The following is a 16933-nucleotide window of genomic DNA, read 5'->3' on the forward strand; positions in this document are numbered from 1 at the left end:
CACCGTAGCCGTGTCGACATGCGCAGGCAATAGGAAGGCTGGGGCACAGTGCCAGGTTCGCCACCCACCCGACGGGTGGTCGACACCCTCGAACATCTGGCGGCTTCGGACGCCCCGCTGACGATCGCGCAGATCGCCGACGCCGTCGGTGTCGCACGGCCGACGATGTCGGCGATCCTCTCCGAACTCGACGCCGCGGGCTGGGTCGAACGTGATGCGTCCCGCGCTTACCGTCTCGGTCCGGGAGCTGCGGGCCTCGGTAGCAGTCCGGCAGGGCCCGCGTCCGTGATCACGCCGGACGTCGTGTCCGTCCTGGACGAGCTGGTCGCGGCCACTACTTGCGGAGTCACTGTCAGTCGCATCAGCGACGACCGCATGACGGTAGTAGCGAAGGTGCACTCGCAGGCGCGCCCGGTTCCGGGCCTCGGGCTCGGGCAGACCCTGACGGTGTCCTATCCGACCGCTGCGGCTGTTATGGCGTGGCGCTCGTCGAAGGCACAGGCACAGTGGCGCGGACGCGCACCCGACGTCCGCCAACGCGCGTCCGGAGTCCTCGCCACCGTCCGGGACCTCGGGTACGCAGCGTATCGACCGGCGTCGTCGGACGCCTCGCTCGTTGAGTCGCTCGCCGACCTGCTGAGCGCAGTCGGTCCGATGCTGATCGAGCCGACCGTTCGCCGATCGGCGATTCGCCAGCTCGCCGAGTTGAGCTCACGCGCATACCGTTCCGCTGATCTCCTAGTAGACGAGCCGCTGCCGATCAGTTACCTGGCGGCTCCGATCTTCCACGAAGGACGACCGGACTACGAACTGCAGCTCGGTGTCCTTCGGTCGTCGGTCGAGCCAGCCGAACGCGGGCGATTCGGACAGGCTCTGACCGAGGCTGCAGCGCGCGTGTCGGCACTGCTCGACGCCGAGACGGCGTGCGGACGAACCGGTCAGTGAACGCAACACCGCGTTTCGGCGAGCACGCGGACCCGACGGCTGGAATGCTGGATTGTTGTGGGGACCACCGAGACGACATCATCGACGCGCCACCAGCCGACCGTCATCGAGATCCGCGGCGCTCGCGTGCACAACCTGCGCGACGTGGACGTCGACATCCCGCTCGGCAGGCTCGTCGGCATCGCCGGACTGTCGGGGTCGGGCAAGTCGTCACTCGCGATGGGCGTGCTGTACGCCGAGGGATCGAGGCGTTACCTCGAAGCCCTGTCGACCTACACCCGTCGGCGCATCGGTCAGGCGCCACGAGCCGATATCGACGCGGTGTCGCACGTGCCCGCGGCTCTTGCCCTTCGGCAGCGGCCCGCGTTGCCTGGCCCTCGTTCGACGTTCGGCACGTCGACCGAGCTCCTCAACGTGCTCCGGCTGATCTTCTCGAGGCTGGCCGCGCACGTCTGCCCGAACGGGCATCGACAGGAGCCGACGTTCAGCGCGGCCGCCGAGGTGCCGATCGTCTGTCCGACATGCGGCGCGAGCTTCCTCGCACCAGGCGCCGAGGAGCTCGCCTTCAACTCCGGTGGCGCGTGCGCGACATGTGAGGGTCTGGGCTCTGTCCGGCTTGTCGACGACGCGACACTGATCCCTGATCCGACCAAGTCGATCGACGACGGAGCCGTCATTCCCTGGCAGGTCTACGGGTTTCGCGTGCAGCCGCAGATCGTTCGCGAGATGGGAGTCCGCACCGACGTCCCGTGGCGGGATCTCACGGCCGACGAGAAAGAGACTGTCCTCGACGGTCCCGAAGTCAAGAAGCACATCGCGGTTGCCTCGAAGAAGGGCGTCCATGATCTGGACTTCACGTTCCGCAACGCGCGTCTGACCGTCACCGAGGAACTCAAACGCGCCGACACCGAGAAGCGGTTGTCGCGGGTCAGTCGGTTCCTGTCCGAACACACCTGTCCGGACTGCGGCGGAACACGGCTGTCGCCTGCGGCACGTGCACCGCAGATCGACGGCCAGAACCTGGCCGACGTCACCGGCCTCGCCTTGCACGACGTCGTCGACTGGGCTCGGAGCCTCGGCACAAAGATCCCCGGCGATCTCCGGCCGATGACCGAGGTCCTGGTGTCGACGCTGATCGGGATGGCGCGACGCCTGGTGGACTTGGGCCTGGACTATCTGACGCTCGACCGCGCGGGCGACTCGTTGTCGACGGGGGAGCGCCAGCGCGTCCAACTCGCGCGAGCTGTCCGCAACGAGACGACCGGCGTCCTCTACGTGCTCGACGAACCGTCCATCGGCCTGCACCCGGCGAACCTCGTCGGGTTGCATGGGGTCCTCGACGATCTCGTGCAGGGCGGCAACACCGTCGTGATGGTCGACCACGACCCGCAGGTCCTCCGAGCCGTCGACCATCTCATCGAGATCGGTCCCGGTGCCGGAAGCGACGGCGGCCGGGTGATCGCGCAAGGGAACGTCCATCAGGTGGCCGCGGATCCGAACTCGCGCATCGGCGGCTTCCTCACCGGGACGGAGACCGTCGTCGTACGGGAGAAGTGCTCTCCGGCAGCGGTATTCGACTTCGGGGCCATCACGATCGAGACCACACCCATGCACACCGTGCACAGTCTCGACGTCGCGATGCCGCGCGGCAGGCTCACCGCGGTGACGGGAGTGTCTGGTTCCGGCAAGACGACGCTCGTCCTGGAGAGTCTCGTCCCCGCCCTGCGCGAGCGAATCCCCGAGCACGTCTCCAGGATCGACCGCGCCGGGATCGAGCGGGTCGACGTCGTCGATGCGACACCGATCGGCATCAACGTGCGTTCCACCGTCGGCACGTACTCCGGAGCGCTCGACGATCTCCGCCGCGCCTATGCCCGCCTCGACTCCGCGCGGACTGCCCTGCTCACCGCATCCGACTTCTCCTACAACACCGGATCTCTCCGCTGTCCGCGATGCGAGGGGACAGGCCAGATCTCGCTCGACGTCCAGTTCCTGCCTGATGTCGACATCGACTGCACCGAATGTCGCGGTCGCCGATATGCACCACAGGCGTGGACCCACCTGCGTGCGTCCGCGACGAAGGAGCGAGAAGTCGCCTTGCCCGATCTGCTCGCGATGTCGATCGACGACGCGTACGTCCACGTCACCGATCTGCCGTCGGTGCGCACCAAGCTGACCGCACTGCGGGATGTCGGCCTCGGTTATCTGACGCTGGGGGAGGCCACGCCCGCCCTCTCCGGCGGCGAAGCCCAGCGGTTGAAGCTGGTGTCCGACCTCGGTCGTCGTCAGGACGCGACCGTGTTCGTCTTCGACGAACCGACCGTCGGACTCCACCCGTTGGACGTGCGAACGTTGCTCGGCGTGCTTCAGCGTCTAGTCGATCAGGGCGGGACCGTGATCGTCATCGAACACGACCTCGACCTGATCGCCAACGCCGATTACGTGATCGACATGGGGCCGGCAGGCGGAGCCGACGGCGGCCGCGTGGTCGCGACCGGCACTCCGGAGGAAGTCGCGGCGAACCCGCAGAGCGTGACGGGTCGGTTCCTGGCCGACACGATCTGAGATCCCGCCGGGTGAGATCCGCACCGCTCGTCAGACGAACGGCGCGAGGTCGAATCGTCCCCACGCGACGAACCCGAAGAGCGCCAAGAAGACGACGTCACCTGCCATCAGCGCCCATTCGCTGCGCCGGAATCGGGTCGTCGCCGCACCCGCCATGAACAGCATGAGGCCGCACGCCGCCAGCGGTACGAGCACCGGCGCAACGTTCCCCACGGTTGGAAGAACCAGGCCGATCGCCCCGATCAGTTTGATCGTCCCGATCGCCTTGATCTGGCCCGCACTGAAGTCGTCCACCCAATGCTGGCTCTCGGCCAACGACCGATACTTCTCCTTCGACATCAGCAACTGACTGCCTGCACCGACCGTGTACGCGACAGCCAGCACAGACGTGATAATCCACAGAGTCGTATTCATCAGAACCTCCTTCATGGTTACCTCGGGTCGTGAGGAACCGTCATGAGTACTGACGAACCGAACCGACGAGAGGTAACCGATGACCGAACACGACGGTCTGGCCGACACCTTCGACGCTGAACGATCCCGCCTGACCGCAGTCGCGTACCGCATGCTCGGATCGCGTTCCGACGCGGAGGACGCGGTCCAGGAGGCGTGGCTCCGGTTGAACCGACACGATCCGAGTTCCATCGACGATCTGGCCGCGTGGTCGACGACCGTTGTGAGTCGGATCTGTATCGACACCCTGCGCTCGAGGGCCGGACGCCGGGAAGTCTCGATCGATCACGACTTCCCCGAGGTCGTGACCAGAACTGACGAGCGCTCACCCGAGGAGGAGGCCGTCCTCGCCGACAACGTCGGCACGGCGCTCCTCGTCGTGCTCGAGACGCTACGACCCGACGAGCGGCTGGCGTTCGTCCTGCACGACACGTTCGCGGTCCCGTTCGCCGAGATCGCCTCGATTCTGGACAAGTCGCCCGACGCAACCAAGATGTTGGCGAGCAGAGCTCGTCGAAAAGTGCGGGGTGCGCCGCAGACGGACGGCGAGCGACACCGGCAGCGCGACGTGGTCGACGCATTCCTCATCGCAGCTCGAACCGGAGACTTCGAGGGCCTGCTTCGCGTACTCGACCCGGACGTGACGTGGCGCAAGGTCACCGCTCGCGGCGAGTCGGTGACGATCGGCGCAGATCATGTGGTCGAAACGGTGCGGCGTGGCCAACAATCGCGCGTACTCGCCGAACGCGTTCTCGTCGACGGACAACCGGGAATCATGTCGTGGAGCCCCGGCGGAAAGCCGATCAGCGTCATGGCCTGCACGGTCGACGACGATCGGATGGTCGCGATCACGTCGATCCTCGATCAGCGACGCCTCGCAGACATGACGCTGCCCGAGCCGCCGGTAACGGACTAGCCGGTCACCTCGCCGATTGCGGCGATGACGCGTTGCCACGCATCCGACGACGGGTCGCCCCACTCCGCATTCTCGACGCCGTCGAGGACATCGAGAGCGACCCGGGCGCCCGCCCGCTCCGCGTACCGTTTCGACAGTTCGACAGGCACGAGATCGTCATCGGCTCCGTGGAGGACGCGGACGGGAATCGACGAGCTGAGCTCAGCCGGGTCCGCCGCCGCATACGCGTCGGGGACGTCCGACGGCGACCCGCCGAGGAACCTCTGCACGGCGCCGTCGCCGATACCGAGTTCGGCGGCCAATGCCAGATCGGCGATCGGGGCGAGCGCCACGACAGCCGTCGCCTGCAGATCGTCGGTCTTCCACCGACTGCCGGCGGGCAGGCTCGACCGGCTCGCGGCCCACAGTGCGAGTTGCCCGCCCGCCGAGTGTCCGACGAGCGTGATCTTCCGCGGAGCCTCGTGGCCGACGGTCCACTCGCGACCGCTCAGTTGAATCTGATCGATGGCAGCGATGACGTCGTCGAAAGCCGATGACCAACTGCCCGGACCATGCCGGTACCCAACCGACGCGGTCAGATGCCCCGCTGCGGCGAGAGCATGTCCTGCGTCCCAGGTACGGATCCGGTCCGTCTCGTTCCAGAACCCGCCGTGCAGCAGGAGGACAAGCGAATCGGTCGCCTCGACGGGCTCGAAGATGTCGGCGATATTGGACGCGTTCGAGCCGTAGCGCATCGACGCGTCGGGATTCTCCACGGTAGAGGCCATGATCTCACCGTACGACCGATATTCCGGCGCCGTCCTGGTTAGTCGAAACATGTATCAATCCCGGCGACGTCGCTATGAAACATGGCCTCTGTCGGAAATCCTGAGGGCCGTCCCGGCACGGGTCTACGGTTGAGTCGACAACCCCGACCACTACCGGGAGCCGTATATGCGAATCGCCCTGTTCGCCACGTGCATCGGCGACACGATGTTTCCTGAGGCAGTGAAATCGACCGCCTTGGTGCTGACCAGACTCGGCCACGAGGTGGTGTTCCCGACCGGGCAGACGTGCTGCGGACAGATGCACGTCAACACCGGCTACCAGCCCGACGCGCTGCCGCTGGTGGAGAACTACGTCGAGTGCTTCAGCGACGAGTCGATCGACGCGGTGGTCGTACCCTCCGGGTCATGCGTGGGGTCGGTCCGTCATCAGCACGAGATCGTCGCGTCGCGCTACGGGACGTCGATCCTGTGCGACGGGGTCGAGACCGTTAAAGGCAAGACCTACGAGCTCTCCGAACTCCTGGTGGACGTCCTCGGCGTGACCGACGTCGGCGCCTATTACCCGCATCGGGTCACCTATCATCCCACCTGTCATTCGCTCCGCATGCTGAGGGTGGGCGACAAGCCCCTTCAATTGCTGCGAGAAGTCCGCGATATCGACCTCGTCGAGTTGCCGGAGGCGGACTCGTGCTGTGGGTTCGGCGGCACCTTCGCTGTGAAGAACGCCGAGACGTCCACGGCGATGCTCGCCGACAAGATCCGCAACGTCGGCGACACGGGAGCCGAATACTGCTGCGCGAGCGACTCGTCGTGCCTGACGCACATCGGCGGTGGGATGACGCGCCTGCAGATGGGAACCCGGACAGTGCATCTCGCGGAGATCCTGGCGTCGGTGGACAAACATGCAGTGGGCAAGGACGCAGGGACCATGAGCACGGGAACGCGGGCATGACGCGGGTCGCGCTGCCGACGCCGGCATTTCCGCCACGCGCTCCAGAGGGGGCGGGCAACCTGCGGGGAACCGAGTCGTTCCCGGACGCCGCTCACCACGAGCTCGCGAACTCCCAGTTGCGCCGGAACATCGGCAAGGCGACGCACACGATCCGCGAGAAGCGGCTGGAAGTGACCGGCGAACTCCCGGACTGGGAGCAGTTGCGCGACGCCGGTTCGGCGATCAAGACGGATGTGATGAACCGGCTGCCCGAACTGCTCGAGCAGTTCGAGGCTGCGGTCATCGCGCGCGGCGGAGTGGTGCACTGGGCGACCGACGCCGTCGAGGCGAACGCGATCGTGACCCGGCTGGTTCGCGAGACCGGCTCGGACGAGGTCATCAAGGTCAAGTCGATGGCGACCCAGGAGATCGGCCTCAACGAGCATCTCGAATCCGAGGGCATCCTGGCGTACGAGACCGACCTCGCCGAGCTCATCGTCCAGCTCGGCCACGACACTCCGTCACACATTCTGGTTCCCGCGATCCACCGGAACCGGTCGGAGATCCGCGAGATCTTCCTCAACGAGATGCGCGACGTCGATCCAGACCTCGACGACGATCCGGTGAACCTCGCCGCTGCCGCGCGAAAGTTCTTACGCCACAAGTTCATGACCACACCGGTCGCGATCTCGGGCACCAACTTCGGCGTCGCCGAGACCGGCACGCTCGGCGTGGTCGAATCCGAAGGCAACGGGCGCATGTGCCTGACCATGCCGCAGACGCTCATCACGGTGATGGGCATCGAGAAGGTGGTGCCGACGTACGCCGACCTCGAGGTCTTCTTGCAACTGCTGCCGCGGTCGTCGACGGGCGAACGGATGAATCCGTACACGTCGATGTGGACGGGAGTGACGCCCGATGACGGTCCCCAGAACTTCCATCTCGTGCTGCTCGACAACGGCCGCAGTGCATCATTGGCCGACGGGATCGGGCGGGAAGCGCTGAACTGTATTCGCTGTTCGGCTTGCCTCAATGTGTGCCCGGTGTACGAGCGCACCGGGGGACACGCGTACGGCTCGACGTATCCGGGACCGATCGGCGCTGTCCTCACTCCGCAGCTCGCCGGGATGCACGGCAGCCACGACCCCAACTCGTCGCTGCCGTTCGCGTCCAGTCTCTGCGGCGCGTGTTTCGACGCGTGCCCGGTGAAGATCGACATCCCGTCGTTGCTCGTCGAACTGCGACATCAGAAGGTTCAACAGGCGGCGTTCGGGGCGGAGGCGGCCGCTATGCGGGCGGCGTCCATCGCGATGTCGTCGGCAGGGAAGTTCACCGCCGCACAGAAGGCCGCCGGGTTGGGCCGTCTGATGGCGGGGAAGAAGGGGAAGATCTCGGCGCTCCCGCCACCCCTGAGCGGCTGGACCGACGCGCGCGACATCCCGTCACCGCCGAAGCAGACGTTCCGGCAGTGGTGGAACTCCGATGAAGGACGTCGCGAGATCGACGACGCACGCAAGGAGGCTGGCGAATGACCTCTCGCGACGTGGTGCTCGGCCGTATCCGTGATGCACTGGAATTGGCGCCGCCTGTGCCCCAGGAGATTCCGCGCGAGTATCGAACCGGACGGTCGATGCCGAAGGACGAGCTCGAAGAACTGCTGACCGACCGGTTGGTCGACTACAAGGCGACGGTGCACCCGTGCACCTCTGATGACGTTCCGGGCACCGTTGCACGAGTTCTCCACGACGCGGGAGTCAAGCGTGTGGGAGTTCCTGCCGGACTCGATGATTCGTGGCTCGCGGAGTTCGACGGAGAAGTGGTGGTGGATTCGCCCGACGTACCGGCACCGCAGCTCGACTCGCTCGACGGCGTGGTCACCGGGTCCTGTGTCACCTGCGCCGAGACCGGCACCATCTTCCTCGACGGCGGCCTCGACCAAGGACGTCGAGCGTTGACCCTCGTCCCGGACCTACACGTCTGCGTCGTCGACCTATCGACAGTGGAAGTAGGTGTGCCCGAGGCGATCCGACGACTCGTTCCAGAACGCCCGACCACGATGATCAGCGGGCCGTCAGCGACTTCCGACATCGAGTTGCAACGCGTCGAGGGCGTCCACGGCCCCCGCAACCTCCACGTGATCCTTGTCCGCTGACCGCGCCGCTCCTTTGTAGTTGGTTGAGCGAGCGAAGCGAGTCGAAACCCCCGGCCGCCGCTCCTTTGTAGTTGGTTGAGCGAGCGAAGCGAGTCGAAACCCTGGCCGGTCAAGCGAAGTCGACCCCCCACTCAACCTCTCAGATCAACGCGCCGGCCAGCGCCCGGAACTCCTCCGCGGGGAACTCTCCGACGTTGCCGCCGTTGAGGACCTGGATCGTCACCTCGTCCGCGCCGGCGGTGTAATGCGTCTCGATGCCTGCCGTGACGTCGTCGATCGATCCCCACGGGATGAGAGCGTCGACGAGCCGATCGCTTCCGCCGTCAGTGAAGTCGGCGTCGGTCCAGCCGTAGTTGCGCAGATTGTTGGTGTAGTTCGGCAGCGCAAGGTACCCGGTCGTGTACTGCCGGGCGGTGGCGCGAGCGGTGGCCGGGTCGTCGTCGAGGACTACCGCGACTTCGGGTGCCAGGAGAGCATCCGGTCCGAGGGCCGCACGCGCCGCGACGGTGTGCTCGACGGTGGTGAAGTAGGGATGTGCGCCAGCCGAACGGTCGCGTGCCAGTTTCAACATCTTCGGTCCGAGCGCGGCGAGTACTCGTTGCTCAGGTGTCTGTCCAGCGGCGTCGAGAGCGTCTAGGTACTCGACCATCTTCGAGTACGGCTTGCGGTACTTGGCGCTGTCGCCGTCCACGACGACGGCATGACTCGCTCCGAGTCCGAGCAGGAATCGGTCGGGGTGGTCGCGCGTCGCGGAGTCGGTGAAAGCGGCAGCGTCCGCCGCCGGAACGTGCCAGATACTGGCGATCCCGGTGGCGACCCCGATCTCCGTCGTCCCGTCCAATATCTCGCGGAAACGTGCTGGCACATGCGAACCGAAGCCGGCGGACGACCAGATCCTCGAATAGCCGAGACTCTCCAGTTCACGCGCGGCGTCGACGACAGCGGTCCGGCTGTCACCCGCGAGGAAGAATGGTTGCCACACACTTACGCGTCGTTGAGTCATGACTCGACGCTACCTGCACCTGCGCGTCGAAGGGACTGAGTAGTCGTCACGGACCACACCACGACCGCGTGTTGCCAGAACGGCAAGAACCCGGACACGTTGTGCCGACAGCACTGAGACTGAACGGTGTACGACGACGCGCTGACGCGAGTAGGAAGAAGGAATCGCGTGCCTCCCACCGAACGGCGACGCCGTGACACCCCGCCACCACGAACGGGCAACACGGAGGTCGAGGTACTCCGCGGCTTCCTCGACTACTTGCGTTCCTCGATCGCAGCGAAGGTCGACGGCGCTCCGGAACCCCGAGTCCGGACGGCTGCGGTGTCCTCGGGCACGAACCTTCTCGGCGTGCTCAATCACTTGACGTTCGTCGAACGTGCGACGTTCCTCGGCGAGGCCGTCACTGACTGGCCGGCGACGTTTCGAGCTGCGTCATCGGACAGCGTCGCCGATGTGCTCGCCGCCTATCGCGATGCCACGGCACGAGCGAATGAGGTGCTCGACGGGTGCACTGATCTCGCTGCACCTCTTCCACGGCCTCAGCCTGGGAAGCGGGCGCCGAGCGTCCGATGGGCGCTGGCCCACATGATCGAGGAGACCGGTAGGCATGCCGGCCATGCAGACATCCTGCGCGAACAGATCGACGACACCACTGGGCGCTGAGTCCGTCGCGTGACCACGCCGGGCCGCTTCGTTCAGTCACGCTTCCAGACCGGCGAGCCATTCGTCCGGGCCGGGACCGAGGATCTCGGCGTTCGGGGGAGCGAGAAGAACGCCTTCGGACAGTTCAGGAATCGGCGCCGCAATACCGTCGACGGTCCGAGGGTCGCCGATCGTACGCAGGTAACGAGCGGTCAGATCCGGAAGCCTGATCTGCTCGGGTCCTGCGATCTCATGGTCTCGCACATCGGCGCAGGTGTCGACCAGAACGTCGGCCACCGTCGCCACCGCGATCGGTTGGATCACCCAGTCCTGAACTCGTACACCAGTGTCGAACTGCTCGACGGCGGCGGGATTGAGTGCGAACTCCATCCACTGCGCCGAACGGACGATCGCATGCGGCACCGCCGAGGCAGCGACAACCTTCTCTTGTGCCCGCTTGGCGACGTAATAGCCGAAGTCGTCGAAGGCGTCGGCATCGATGTTGCAGATCGAGAGGTAGACGAGCGCCCGAACGCCAGCCTGTTCGCACGCGCCGACGATGCGGCGACTCGCGTCGGCGAACACCTCGACCACGTCCGCGTCTGGGTCAGCGGGAAAGGGGTTGGAGGCGTCGATCACGGCGTCGCTGCCCGCGATCGTCTCCGCGAGTCCGGCACCGGTCTGCACGTCGACGCCGGTGGCCCGCGACGCTTCGATCACGTCATGACCGGCGGCACGTGCGGTGCGCACGACCGATCGACCCGCAGTTCCGGTCGCTCCAAGGACTGCGATCTTCATCGGTTCTCCTTCATTGTCCGGCGGACTGGCTCGCCCTTCAGCGTACGGCTACAGATCTGTCGGCCGAACGATGTAATCATCGTGGGTCACAGTGCGATATCCAGGTATGTCGACCTCACGCAAATCCTTATCTGCCGCCGCCATCGGTATCCTCGGAGCTGCGCTGCTGGTCACCGCACCGGGTGCCGCGAATGCTGCTCCGGGCGCGAGCCCCTGCATGCTCGGGTCATCGAATGTCGGCCCACGCTCATGCGTCATGCGAGCCGTCAACCTGCCCCCGGTCATGACGCTGGGCGACGGTGTGTGCGCCGGGATTCTCAGCGCCAACGGCACGGCGTTCGACGGCCCGCTGTGGCGCTACGAATCCACGCCCGGCAAGACCCACAGCGTCAAACTGCGTCTCGCGCAGGGATTCTCCCCGCTCGGTGAGTGGGCGCCGACCATCCTGGCCTGCAACACCACCGCGGTGATCGATTGGAAGAACTTCCGCACCGGCAAGTCCGGAACGGTCAAGAAGTTCGTGCGGGCCACCAACAATGGCATCCACCCGGCAGAAACATACGTGGGCACGGGCTCAGGACGCGTGCGGCTCACCGTGCACACCACCCGTCCCAGTGTTCCGGTGTCCACGGTCGTGGTCGTCCCCTGATCTCAGTCTGGCTCTGATCTCACTCTGGAACCTGCTCCGTCGGCGATGAGTGCGACGATGGGTGCATGCCCACTCCCGGCGAACTCGAACGCGATCGCGACGACGATGGCCGTGCCCGCAACTCACGACCGCGCGACCGGCTCGGCCGACCGCTCCCGTTTGGGAGCATCGGCGTCGAACGGATTCCCGACGACCTCGATCTGCCGCCTGCCGAATCGTTGACCTGGGCGCAGGACCTCCTGGATCAGGGCCTCGCGTTCAACGCGCACGAAGTCCTCGAAGGTGCGTGGAAGAGCTGTCCCGACGAGGAGCGCATGCTGTGGCAGGGGTTGGCGCAATTGGCGGTCGGAGTCACGCACGTACAACGGGGGAACCCCAAGGGTGCACTCTCGCTGTTCGAGCGCGCGATACGTCGCATCGAGAGCCATGAGGGTCCCGTGCCATATGGAATCGACGCGGCAGGCTTGGTCTCCTACGCGCAGAAAGCCATGGCCGACCTGCGGCGAGGCTCCGAGCTCGAACCGGCTCAGTTGGCGCCGCGGCTGGTGCGCGAACCTCAGTAGCGCTGGGCGTCAGTCGCCGGCCAATAGCCTCCGCAACACGTACGGGAGGATTCCGTCGTTCAGGTAGTACGCGGCCTCGGCGGGCGTGTCGATCCGGACAGTCGCCGTGAACACACGGCTCTGCCCGTCCTTCTCGACGGTGACGGTGACCTCGTCGGCGAGTCGGTCTCCGGCCATGATCCCGGAGATCGAATAGGTCTCGTCGCCGTCGAGGTGCAGCGACTTCGCCGTCTCGCCGTCCGGGAACTGCAGCGGCAGCACGCCCATTCCGATGAGGTTGGAGCGATGGATCCGTTCGAACGACTCCGCGATCACGGCGCGTACACCCAACAACCTGGTGCCTTTGGCCGCCCAGTCCCGCGAGGATCCCGACCCGTAGTCCTTCCCAGCGATGACGATCAGCGGGACGCCCTGCTCCTGGTATGTGATCGACGCGTCGTAGATCGTGGTCTGCTCGCCGCCTGGCCACGCAGCGGTGAACCCGCCTTCGACGCCGGGGACGAGTTCGTTGCGCAGCCGTACGTTCGCGAACGTTCCGCGGATCATCACCTCGTGGTTGCCTCGGCGTGAACCGTACGAGTTGAAGTCCGATCGTGCGACACCCTTCTCGGCGAGGTACCGACCGGCGGGACTGTCCTTCTTGATCGCTCCGGCGGGCGAGATGTGGTCGGTCGTGACCGAATCGCCCAGCTTGACCAGGACACGCGCCGCGTCGATGTCGTGCACTGCGCCTGGCTCGCGAGACATGCCGTCGAAGTACGGCGGCTGCCGGATGTACGTCGACTCGTCGTCCCAGTCGTAGACGGCAGTGTCGGGGACGCTCATGCCACGCCAATTGTCGTCGCCCGCGTACACATCCGAATAGCCGTCGGTGAACATGCGGGCTTCGACGTTCTCGTCGACCGCCCGCTTGATCTCCTCGCCGGTCGGCCAGATGTCACGGAGGTAGATCTCCTCGCCGTCGTCGTTGGTCCCCAGCGGTTCGGTGAGCAGATCTGTGTGCAGGCTGCCTGCGAGCGCGTACGCGATCACCAGGGGAGGGGAGGCGAGGAAGTTCATCTTCACCTCGGGGTGGATACGGCCCTCGAAGTTTCGGTTGCCCGACAGCACCGCGGAGACGTTCAGGTCGTTGGCCCCGACGGCTTCGCTTACTTCGGTGATGAGCGGTCCGGAGTTTCCGATGCACGTCGTGCAGCCGTAACCGACCAGGTTGAACCCCAACTCGTCCAGGTAGGGCGTCAGTCCGGAGCGCTCGAAGTAGTCGGTGACGACGCGCGACCCCGGTGCGAGGGTCGTCTTGACCCACGCGCGGGTCCGCAACCCGCGTTCGACCGCCTTCTTGGCCAGCAGTCCGGCGCCGAGCATGACAGCCGGGTTCGACGTGTTGGTGCACGAGGTGATCGCCGCGATGACGACGTCGCCGTGGTCGACGATGGCCTTGGTCCCGCCGATGATCACGTCGGCCGGATCGCTCGGCCAGCCGAGTTGTGCGTTCGCGGTGAGTTGCTCGTCAGAAGTGTGCCGTGGGGGAGCGTCGTCGCCGTCGCTGGAACCCAGCGCGATCGGATCGCTCGCCGGGAACGAGTCGGCGGACGCGTTGTCGACACCGTCGCTGGCCGACCGTGATCCGTCGCTGGCTTCGCTGAGCAAACCGAGCACGGTCCGGGGCGCGTCGCCGAGCGGAATGCGGTCCTGGGGCCGCGTCGGTCCGGCGATCGACGGTTCGACCGTTGCCAGATCGAGGTCGACGACGAGGGAGAAGTCGGGAGTGTGAGCCGGGTCGTGCCAGAGGCCCTGTTCCCGCGTGTAGGCCTCGACGAGTTCGATCTGGTGCTCGTCGCGCCCGGTGAGACGTAAGTAATCGAGGGTCTCGGCGTCCACCGGGAACATCGTCGCCGTCGATCCGTACTCGGGGCTCATGTTGCCGATCGTCGCGCGAGTCGCCAGCGGCACATTGGCGACGCCCGGCCCGAAGAACTCCACGAACTTGCCGACCACGCCGATTCCGCGCAGGAGTTCCGCGACTGTCAGAACGAGGTCTGTTGCGGTGGTGCCGTCGGGCAGTTCGCCGCTGAGCCGGATTCCGACGACCTGGGGGATGAGCATGCTCATCGGCTGCCCGAGCATCGCTGCTTCGGCCTCGATGCCGCCGACGCCCCAGCCGAGCACTCCGAGGCCGTTGACCATCGGCGTGTGCGAGTCGGTGCCGACGAGAGTGTCAGGATAGACCTGCGTGACGCCGTCGCCGTCCCGGGTGAAGGCGACGCGCGCCAGGTACTCGAGGTTCACCTGGTGGCAGATCCCGGTGTCGGGCGGGACCACCAGAAAGTCGTCGAACGACTGCTGGCCCCACCGCAGAAGTTGGTACCGCTCCTTGTTCCGTTTGAACTCCAGTTGCGCGTTGATATCGAACGCATCCGGCCCGCCGAACGCGTCGGCGATCACCGAGTGGTCGATCACGAGTTCCGCCGGAATCTGCGGGTTGATCTTCGCCGGATCGCCGTCCAGGGCAGTCATCGCGTCTCGCATGGCGACGAGGTCGACGACGCACGGAACACCCGTGAAGTCCTGCATGAGGACGCGCGCCGGGGTGTATTGGATCTCCGGGTTGTGTTCGGATTTCGGATCCCAGTCGCGCAACGCTTCGACCTGCGCGTCGGTGACAAGATGCCCATCCTCGTTGCGAAGCAGATTCTCCAGAAGCACCTTGAGGCTGTACGGCAGACGGCTCGAGCCGTCGATCCTGTCGAGCCGGTACATCTCGTAAGCTGTGCCACCTACGTCGATCTGGTCCCGGGCATTGAAACTGTTCGAGTTCATCAGACTGGCCACCCTTCCGCTCGTGCACGCGGCTTCGAACGGGGCTGAGAGGGGAGCGAAGCCGGTGATCGTGGCGACTACGTCCGACCGTACGCGGACCAGGGAAGATTAGTGGCTGAACTGGGCAGACCCTCACGCTGGTCGAGCGGAGTCGAGACCCTCACGCTGGTCGAGCGGAGTCGAGACCCTCGCCAGCCACGCATACCGCGTCGGCTCCCGCTTATTGTCCGGACTATTAGCGGGAGCCGACGCGTTGAGCGTTCCGAGGGGCGACGAGACACTTGTGACGGCCGTCAACGCTCAACCGTCACCGCGGTCCCGACTCGCGTCCATCGGTAGAGCTCGGCCATCATCGGCCCGGGCACGTGGACGCATCCGAGCGATCCGTGCGTCTTGTATTGTTCGCGGTCCCCGTACGGGAATCGCTGCCAGGGCGAGTCGTGGAAGCCGACGTCGCCGAAGAACGGCAGCCAATACTTGACTCGAATTCGGTAGCCGGGACCTTCGAGGAATCGTGCGGTCTCGTGACTGACGATGCGCCAACTCCCGATCGGAGTTCCGTGACCGCTGGCCGAGCGACCAGTGGTCACCGGAGACGATCGGGTCGAGCGGCCGTGCTCGCACAGCCACATTCGCTGCTGCGCCACGCTCACGACGATTCGGCGTTCATCGTCGCCGCGTGCGCACTGCGGGTCCATCGGTACAGGAGACGTCGTGGCGGTCGTGGGCGGCGTAGCCGCCTGTGGAGGGTGGGCGGCAGCAGAGACCGTCGAACGTGCGAGAAGAACCACGGTCATGATCAGCACAGCCGTGCCCAGCGCCAGCACCCACGCGTAGCCACGCAGCATCGTACCCACCGCAACTCCCGGTCAAACGTAAACGAAAATCGTTATCTACAGGCGAGCGTACAGCGGAGCCCGTCGCAGACCCCAAGGCCAGTGCCGAGAACCCGATTTCGCGTGGTGCCGATCACTATGGCACGGTCGATGCGGTGCATCGCGCATCGCACACGTAGAACACGCTGTCATGCCCGACGCAGCACCTGCGTCGACAGCGCGACGAAAGGGACTCATGAGGAGTATCGCGAGCGTTCGCTTAGTCGGCGTCATCACCGGAGCGACGGCCATCGTGCTGATCGGCAGCGCGTGCGGCGCCGACGAGAGCGACTCGACGTCCCCTGCGGCATCCTCGGTCGAGACCTCCGCATCGAACACGGCGGTTCCGGAAAGCACGTCACCGACGTCGGATGCCTCAAAAGTGGCGCAGACAGCGAACGTGAAAGTAGAAGGCGCGCGCGGCGTCGAGGTGACGCTGACCGGACCGATCGCCGAGCGCTACTCGTCCGCGACGGAGGCCGAGAAGAAGATCCTGCGACTTCCGCTCACCGGATCACGCAATGCCGGGACCCGCGAAAGCGGCGTGGTCTACCAGCAGTTCGAGGGCGGGGTGATCACGGCGCGGAGCGATCGATCCGGCACGCCCGCATACGTGACGTACGGCAAGATCCGCGACGCGTGGAACGTCGAACGGGACGATCAGGGCGTCCCGACCCTCGTCGGCACGAACGGCTCTGCGGGGCCGCTCGGACCGGTCGCCAGCGATGTCGAGACGCGCGGTCACGTACAGACGACGCGCTTCGAGCACGGCTCGATCTCCCACGACACCAAGACCGGCAAAGTCACCGTCACGGTGAACGGGCAGGTCGTCCCGTCCGAGTGACGTAGGCGAG

General features: G+C 65.9%; 16 protein-coding genes. 10 read left to right on the forward strand and 6 right to left on the reverse strand.

The genetic code is table 11. The features are described from left to right. Positions 1-48: 48 nt before the first annotated feature. Together L5G32_RS06505 and L5G32_RS06510 are read left to right on the forward strand one after the other, a co-directional pair. Positions 49-945 carry a helix-turn-helix domain-containing protein gene (locus L5G32_RS06505; protein ID WP_237010194.1) on the forward strand — a complete coding sequence of 299 codons (897 nt, stop codon included), beginning with the start codon at positions 49-51 and terminating at the stop codon, positions 943-945. Positions 946-1002: 57 nt separating this feature from the next. Then, positions 1003-3510 carry an excinuclease ABC subunit UvrA gene (locus tag L5G32_RS06510; RefSeq protein ID WP_237010195.1) on the forward strand — a complete coding sequence of 836 codons (2508 nt, stop codon included), beginning with the start codon at positions 1003-1005 and terminating at the stop codon, positions 3508-3510. Positions 3511-3540: 30 nt separating this feature from the next. Here L5G32_RS06510 and L5G32_RS06515 read toward each other — a convergent pair whose 3' ends face one another. Beyond that, positions 3541-3924 (reverse strand): DoxX family protein, encoded by a 384-nt coding sequence (locus tag L5G32_RS06515; protein WP_237010196.1) that lies wholly within the window; start codon positions 3922-3924, stop codon positions 3541-3543. A gap of 79 nt (positions 3925-4003) precedes the next feature. Here L5G32_RS06515 and L5G32_RS06520 point away from each other — a divergent pair, with 79 nt between their 5' ends. Then, the gene (locus tag L5G32_RS06520) at positions 4004-4879 is read left to right on the forward strand and encodes a sigma-70 family RNA polymerase sigma factor (RefSeq protein ID WP_237010197.1); all 876 of its coding nucleotides are present in this window, start codon (positions 4004-4006) and stop codon (positions 4877-4879) included. On the opposite strand, the gene L5G32_RS06525 is transcribed toward L5G32_RS06520, so the two are convergent. Further along, positions 4876-5646 (reverse strand): alpha/beta hydrolase, encoded by a 771-nt coding sequence (locus tag L5G32_RS06525; protein WP_237010198.1) that lies wholly within the window; start codon positions 5644-5646, stop codon positions 4876-4878. The two genes, L5G32_RS06520 and L5G32_RS06525, sit on opposite strands and share 4 nt — an antisense overlap. A 166-nt stretch (positions 5647-5812) precedes the next feature. Here L5G32_RS06525 and L5G32_RS06530 point away from each other — a divergent pair, with 166 nt between their 5' ends. The 3 genes from L5G32_RS06530 to L5G32_RS06540 are packed head-to-tail and all read left to right on the forward strand — an operon-like array spanning position 5813 to position 8729. Then, positions 5813-6598, forward strand: coding sequence for a (Fe-S)-binding protein (locus tag L5G32_RS06530; protein WP_237010199.1), 786 nt, complete (start codon positions 5813-5815; stop codon positions 6596-6598). Then, positions 6595-8109, forward strand: a complete 1515-nt coding sequence (locus L5G32_RS06535) for a LutB/LldF family L-lactate oxidation iron-sulfur protein (protein WP_237010200.1) — start codon at positions 6595-6597, stop codon at positions 8107-8109. The genes L5G32_RS06530 and L5G32_RS06535 overlap by 4 nt, the downstream gene beginning before the upstream one ends. After that, positions 8106-8729: a LutC/YkgG family protein gene (locus tag L5G32_RS06540; protein ID WP_237010201.1), complete on the forward strand. Its 624-nt coding sequence runs from the start codon at positions 8106-8108 to the stop codon at positions 8727-8729. Before L5G32_RS06535 ends, L5G32_RS06540 begins: the two co-directional genes overlap by 4 nt. 139 nt (positions 8730-8868) lie before the next feature. Here L5G32_RS06540 and L5G32_RS06545 read toward each other — a convergent pair whose 3' ends face one another. Further along, on the reverse strand, positions 8869-9732 hold the full coding sequence (locus L5G32_RS06545; RefSeq protein WP_237010202.1) for a TIGR03620 family F420-dependent LLM class oxidoreductase: 864 nt from the start codon (positions 9730-9732) through the stop codon (positions 8869-8871). Between the two features lie 168 nt (positions 9733-9900). Between L5G32_RS06545 and L5G32_RS06550 the strand changes: the two genes are divergently transcribed. Beyond that, positions 9901-10395, forward strand: coding sequence for a DinB family protein (locus L5G32_RS06550; protein ID WP_237010203.1), 495 nt, complete (start codon positions 9901-9903; stop codon positions 10393-10395). A gap of 36 nt (positions 10396-10431) precedes the next feature. Here L5G32_RS06550 and L5G32_RS06555 read toward each other — a convergent pair whose 3' ends face one another. Then, on the reverse strand, positions 10432-11172 hold the full coding sequence (locus L5G32_RS06555; protein WP_237010204.1) for an SDR family oxidoreductase: 741 nt from the start codon (positions 11170-11172) through the stop codon (positions 10432-10434). Positions 11173-11428: 256 nt separating this feature from the next. On the opposite strand from L5G32_RS06555, the gene L5G32_RS06560 reads away from it, so the two are divergent. Continuing rightward, positions 11429-11821 carry a hypothetical protein gene (locus tag L5G32_RS06560; protein WP_237010205.1) on the forward strand — a complete coding sequence of 131 codons (393 nt, stop codon included), beginning with the start codon at positions 11429-11431 and terminating at the stop codon, positions 11819-11821. A 65-nt stretch (positions 11822-11886) separates the two neighbouring features. Then, a complete protein-coding gene (locus L5G32_RS06565; RefSeq protein WP_237010206.1) occupies positions 11887-12384 on the forward strand; it encodes a DUF309 domain-containing protein in 498 nt (165 codons plus the stop codon). Between the two features lie 9 nt (positions 12385-12393). On the opposite strand, the gene L5G32_RS06570 is transcribed toward L5G32_RS06565, so the two are convergent. Further along, positions 12394-15204 (reverse strand): aconitate hydratase, encoded by a 2811-nt coding sequence (locus tag L5G32_RS06570; protein WP_237010207.1) that lies wholly within the window; start codon positions 15202-15204, stop codon positions 12394-12396. Positions 15205-15497: 293 nt separating this feature from the next. Next, positions 15498-16052 carry a L,D-transpeptidase gene (locus tag L5G32_RS06575; RefSeq protein WP_237010259.1) on the reverse strand — a complete coding sequence of 185 codons (555 nt, stop codon included), beginning with the start codon at positions 16050-16052 and terminating at the stop codon, positions 15498-15500. Between the two features lie 223 nt (positions 16053-16275). Here L5G32_RS06575 and L5G32_RS06580 point away from each other — a divergent pair, with 223 nt between their 5' ends. Further along, entirely contained in the window at positions 16276-16923 is a 648-nt protein-coding gene (locus L5G32_RS06580) for an LGFP repeat-containing protein (RefSeq protein ID WP_237010208.1), read from the forward strand. The last annotated feature ends 10 nt before the right edge of the window (positions 16924-16933 follow it).

The organism is Gordonia zhenghanii (genome assembly GCF_021738965.1).
In the GTDB taxonomy this organism is placed as follows: Bacteria; Actinomycetota; Actinomycetes; order Mycobacteriales; family Mycobacteriaceae; genus Gordonia; species Gordonia zhenghanii.

Excerpts from the sequence above, each read along its gene's own strand:
- L5G32_RS06515 (WP_237010196.1), bottom strand. The coding sequence starts at position 3,924 with ATGAATACGACTCTGTGGATTATCACGTCTGTGCTGGCTGTCGCGTAC.
- L5G32_RS06520 (WP_237010197.1), top strand. The coding sequence starts at position 4,004 with ATGACCGAACACGACGGTCTGGCCGACACCTTCGACGCTGAACGATCC.
- L5G32_RS06525 (WP_237010198.1), bottom strand. The coding sequence starts at position 5,646 with ATGGCCTCTACCGTGGAGAATCCCGACGCGTCGATGCGCTACGGCTCG.
- L5G32_RS06530 (WP_237010199.1), top strand. The coding sequence starts at position 5,813 with ATGCGAATCGCCCTGTTCGCCACGTGCATCGGCGACACGATGTTTCCT.
- L5G32_RS06535 (WP_237010200.1), top strand. The coding sequence starts at position 6,595 with ATGACGCGGGTCGCGCTGCCGACGCCGGCATTTCCGCCACGCGCTCCA.
- L5G32_RS06540 (WP_237010201.1), top strand. The coding sequence starts at position 8,106 with ATGACCTCTCGCGACGTGGTGCTCGGCCGTATCCGTGATGCACTGGAA.
- L5G32_RS06545 (WP_237010202.1), bottom strand. The coding sequence starts at position 9,732 with ATGACTCAACGACGCGTAAGTGTGTGGCAACCATTCTTCCTCGCGGGT.
- L5G32_RS06555 (WP_237010204.1), bottom strand. The coding sequence starts at position 11,172 with ATGAAGATCGCAGTCCTTGGAGCGACCGGAACTGCGGGTCGATCGGTC.
- L5G32_RS06560 (WP_237010205.1), top strand. The coding sequence starts at position 11,429 with ATGCGAGCCGTCAACCTGCCCCCGGTCATGACGCTGGGCGACGGTGTG.
- L5G32_RS06565 (WP_237010206.1), top strand. The coding sequence starts at position 11,887 with ATGCCCACTCCCGGCGAACTCGAACGCGATCGCGACGACGATGGCCGT.
- L5G32_RS06570 (WP_237010207.1), bottom strand. The coding sequence starts at position 15,204 with ATGAACTCGAACAGTTTCAATGCCCGGGACCAGATCGACGTAGGTGGC.
- L5G32_RS06575 (WP_237010259.1), bottom strand. The coding sequence starts at position 16,052 with ATGCTGCGTGGCTACGCGTGGGTGCTGGCGCTGGGCACGGCTGTGCTG.
- L5G32_RS06580 (WP_237010208.1), top strand. The coding sequence starts at position 16,276 with ATGAGGAGTATCGCGAGCGTTCGCTTAGTCGGCGTCATCACCGGAGCG.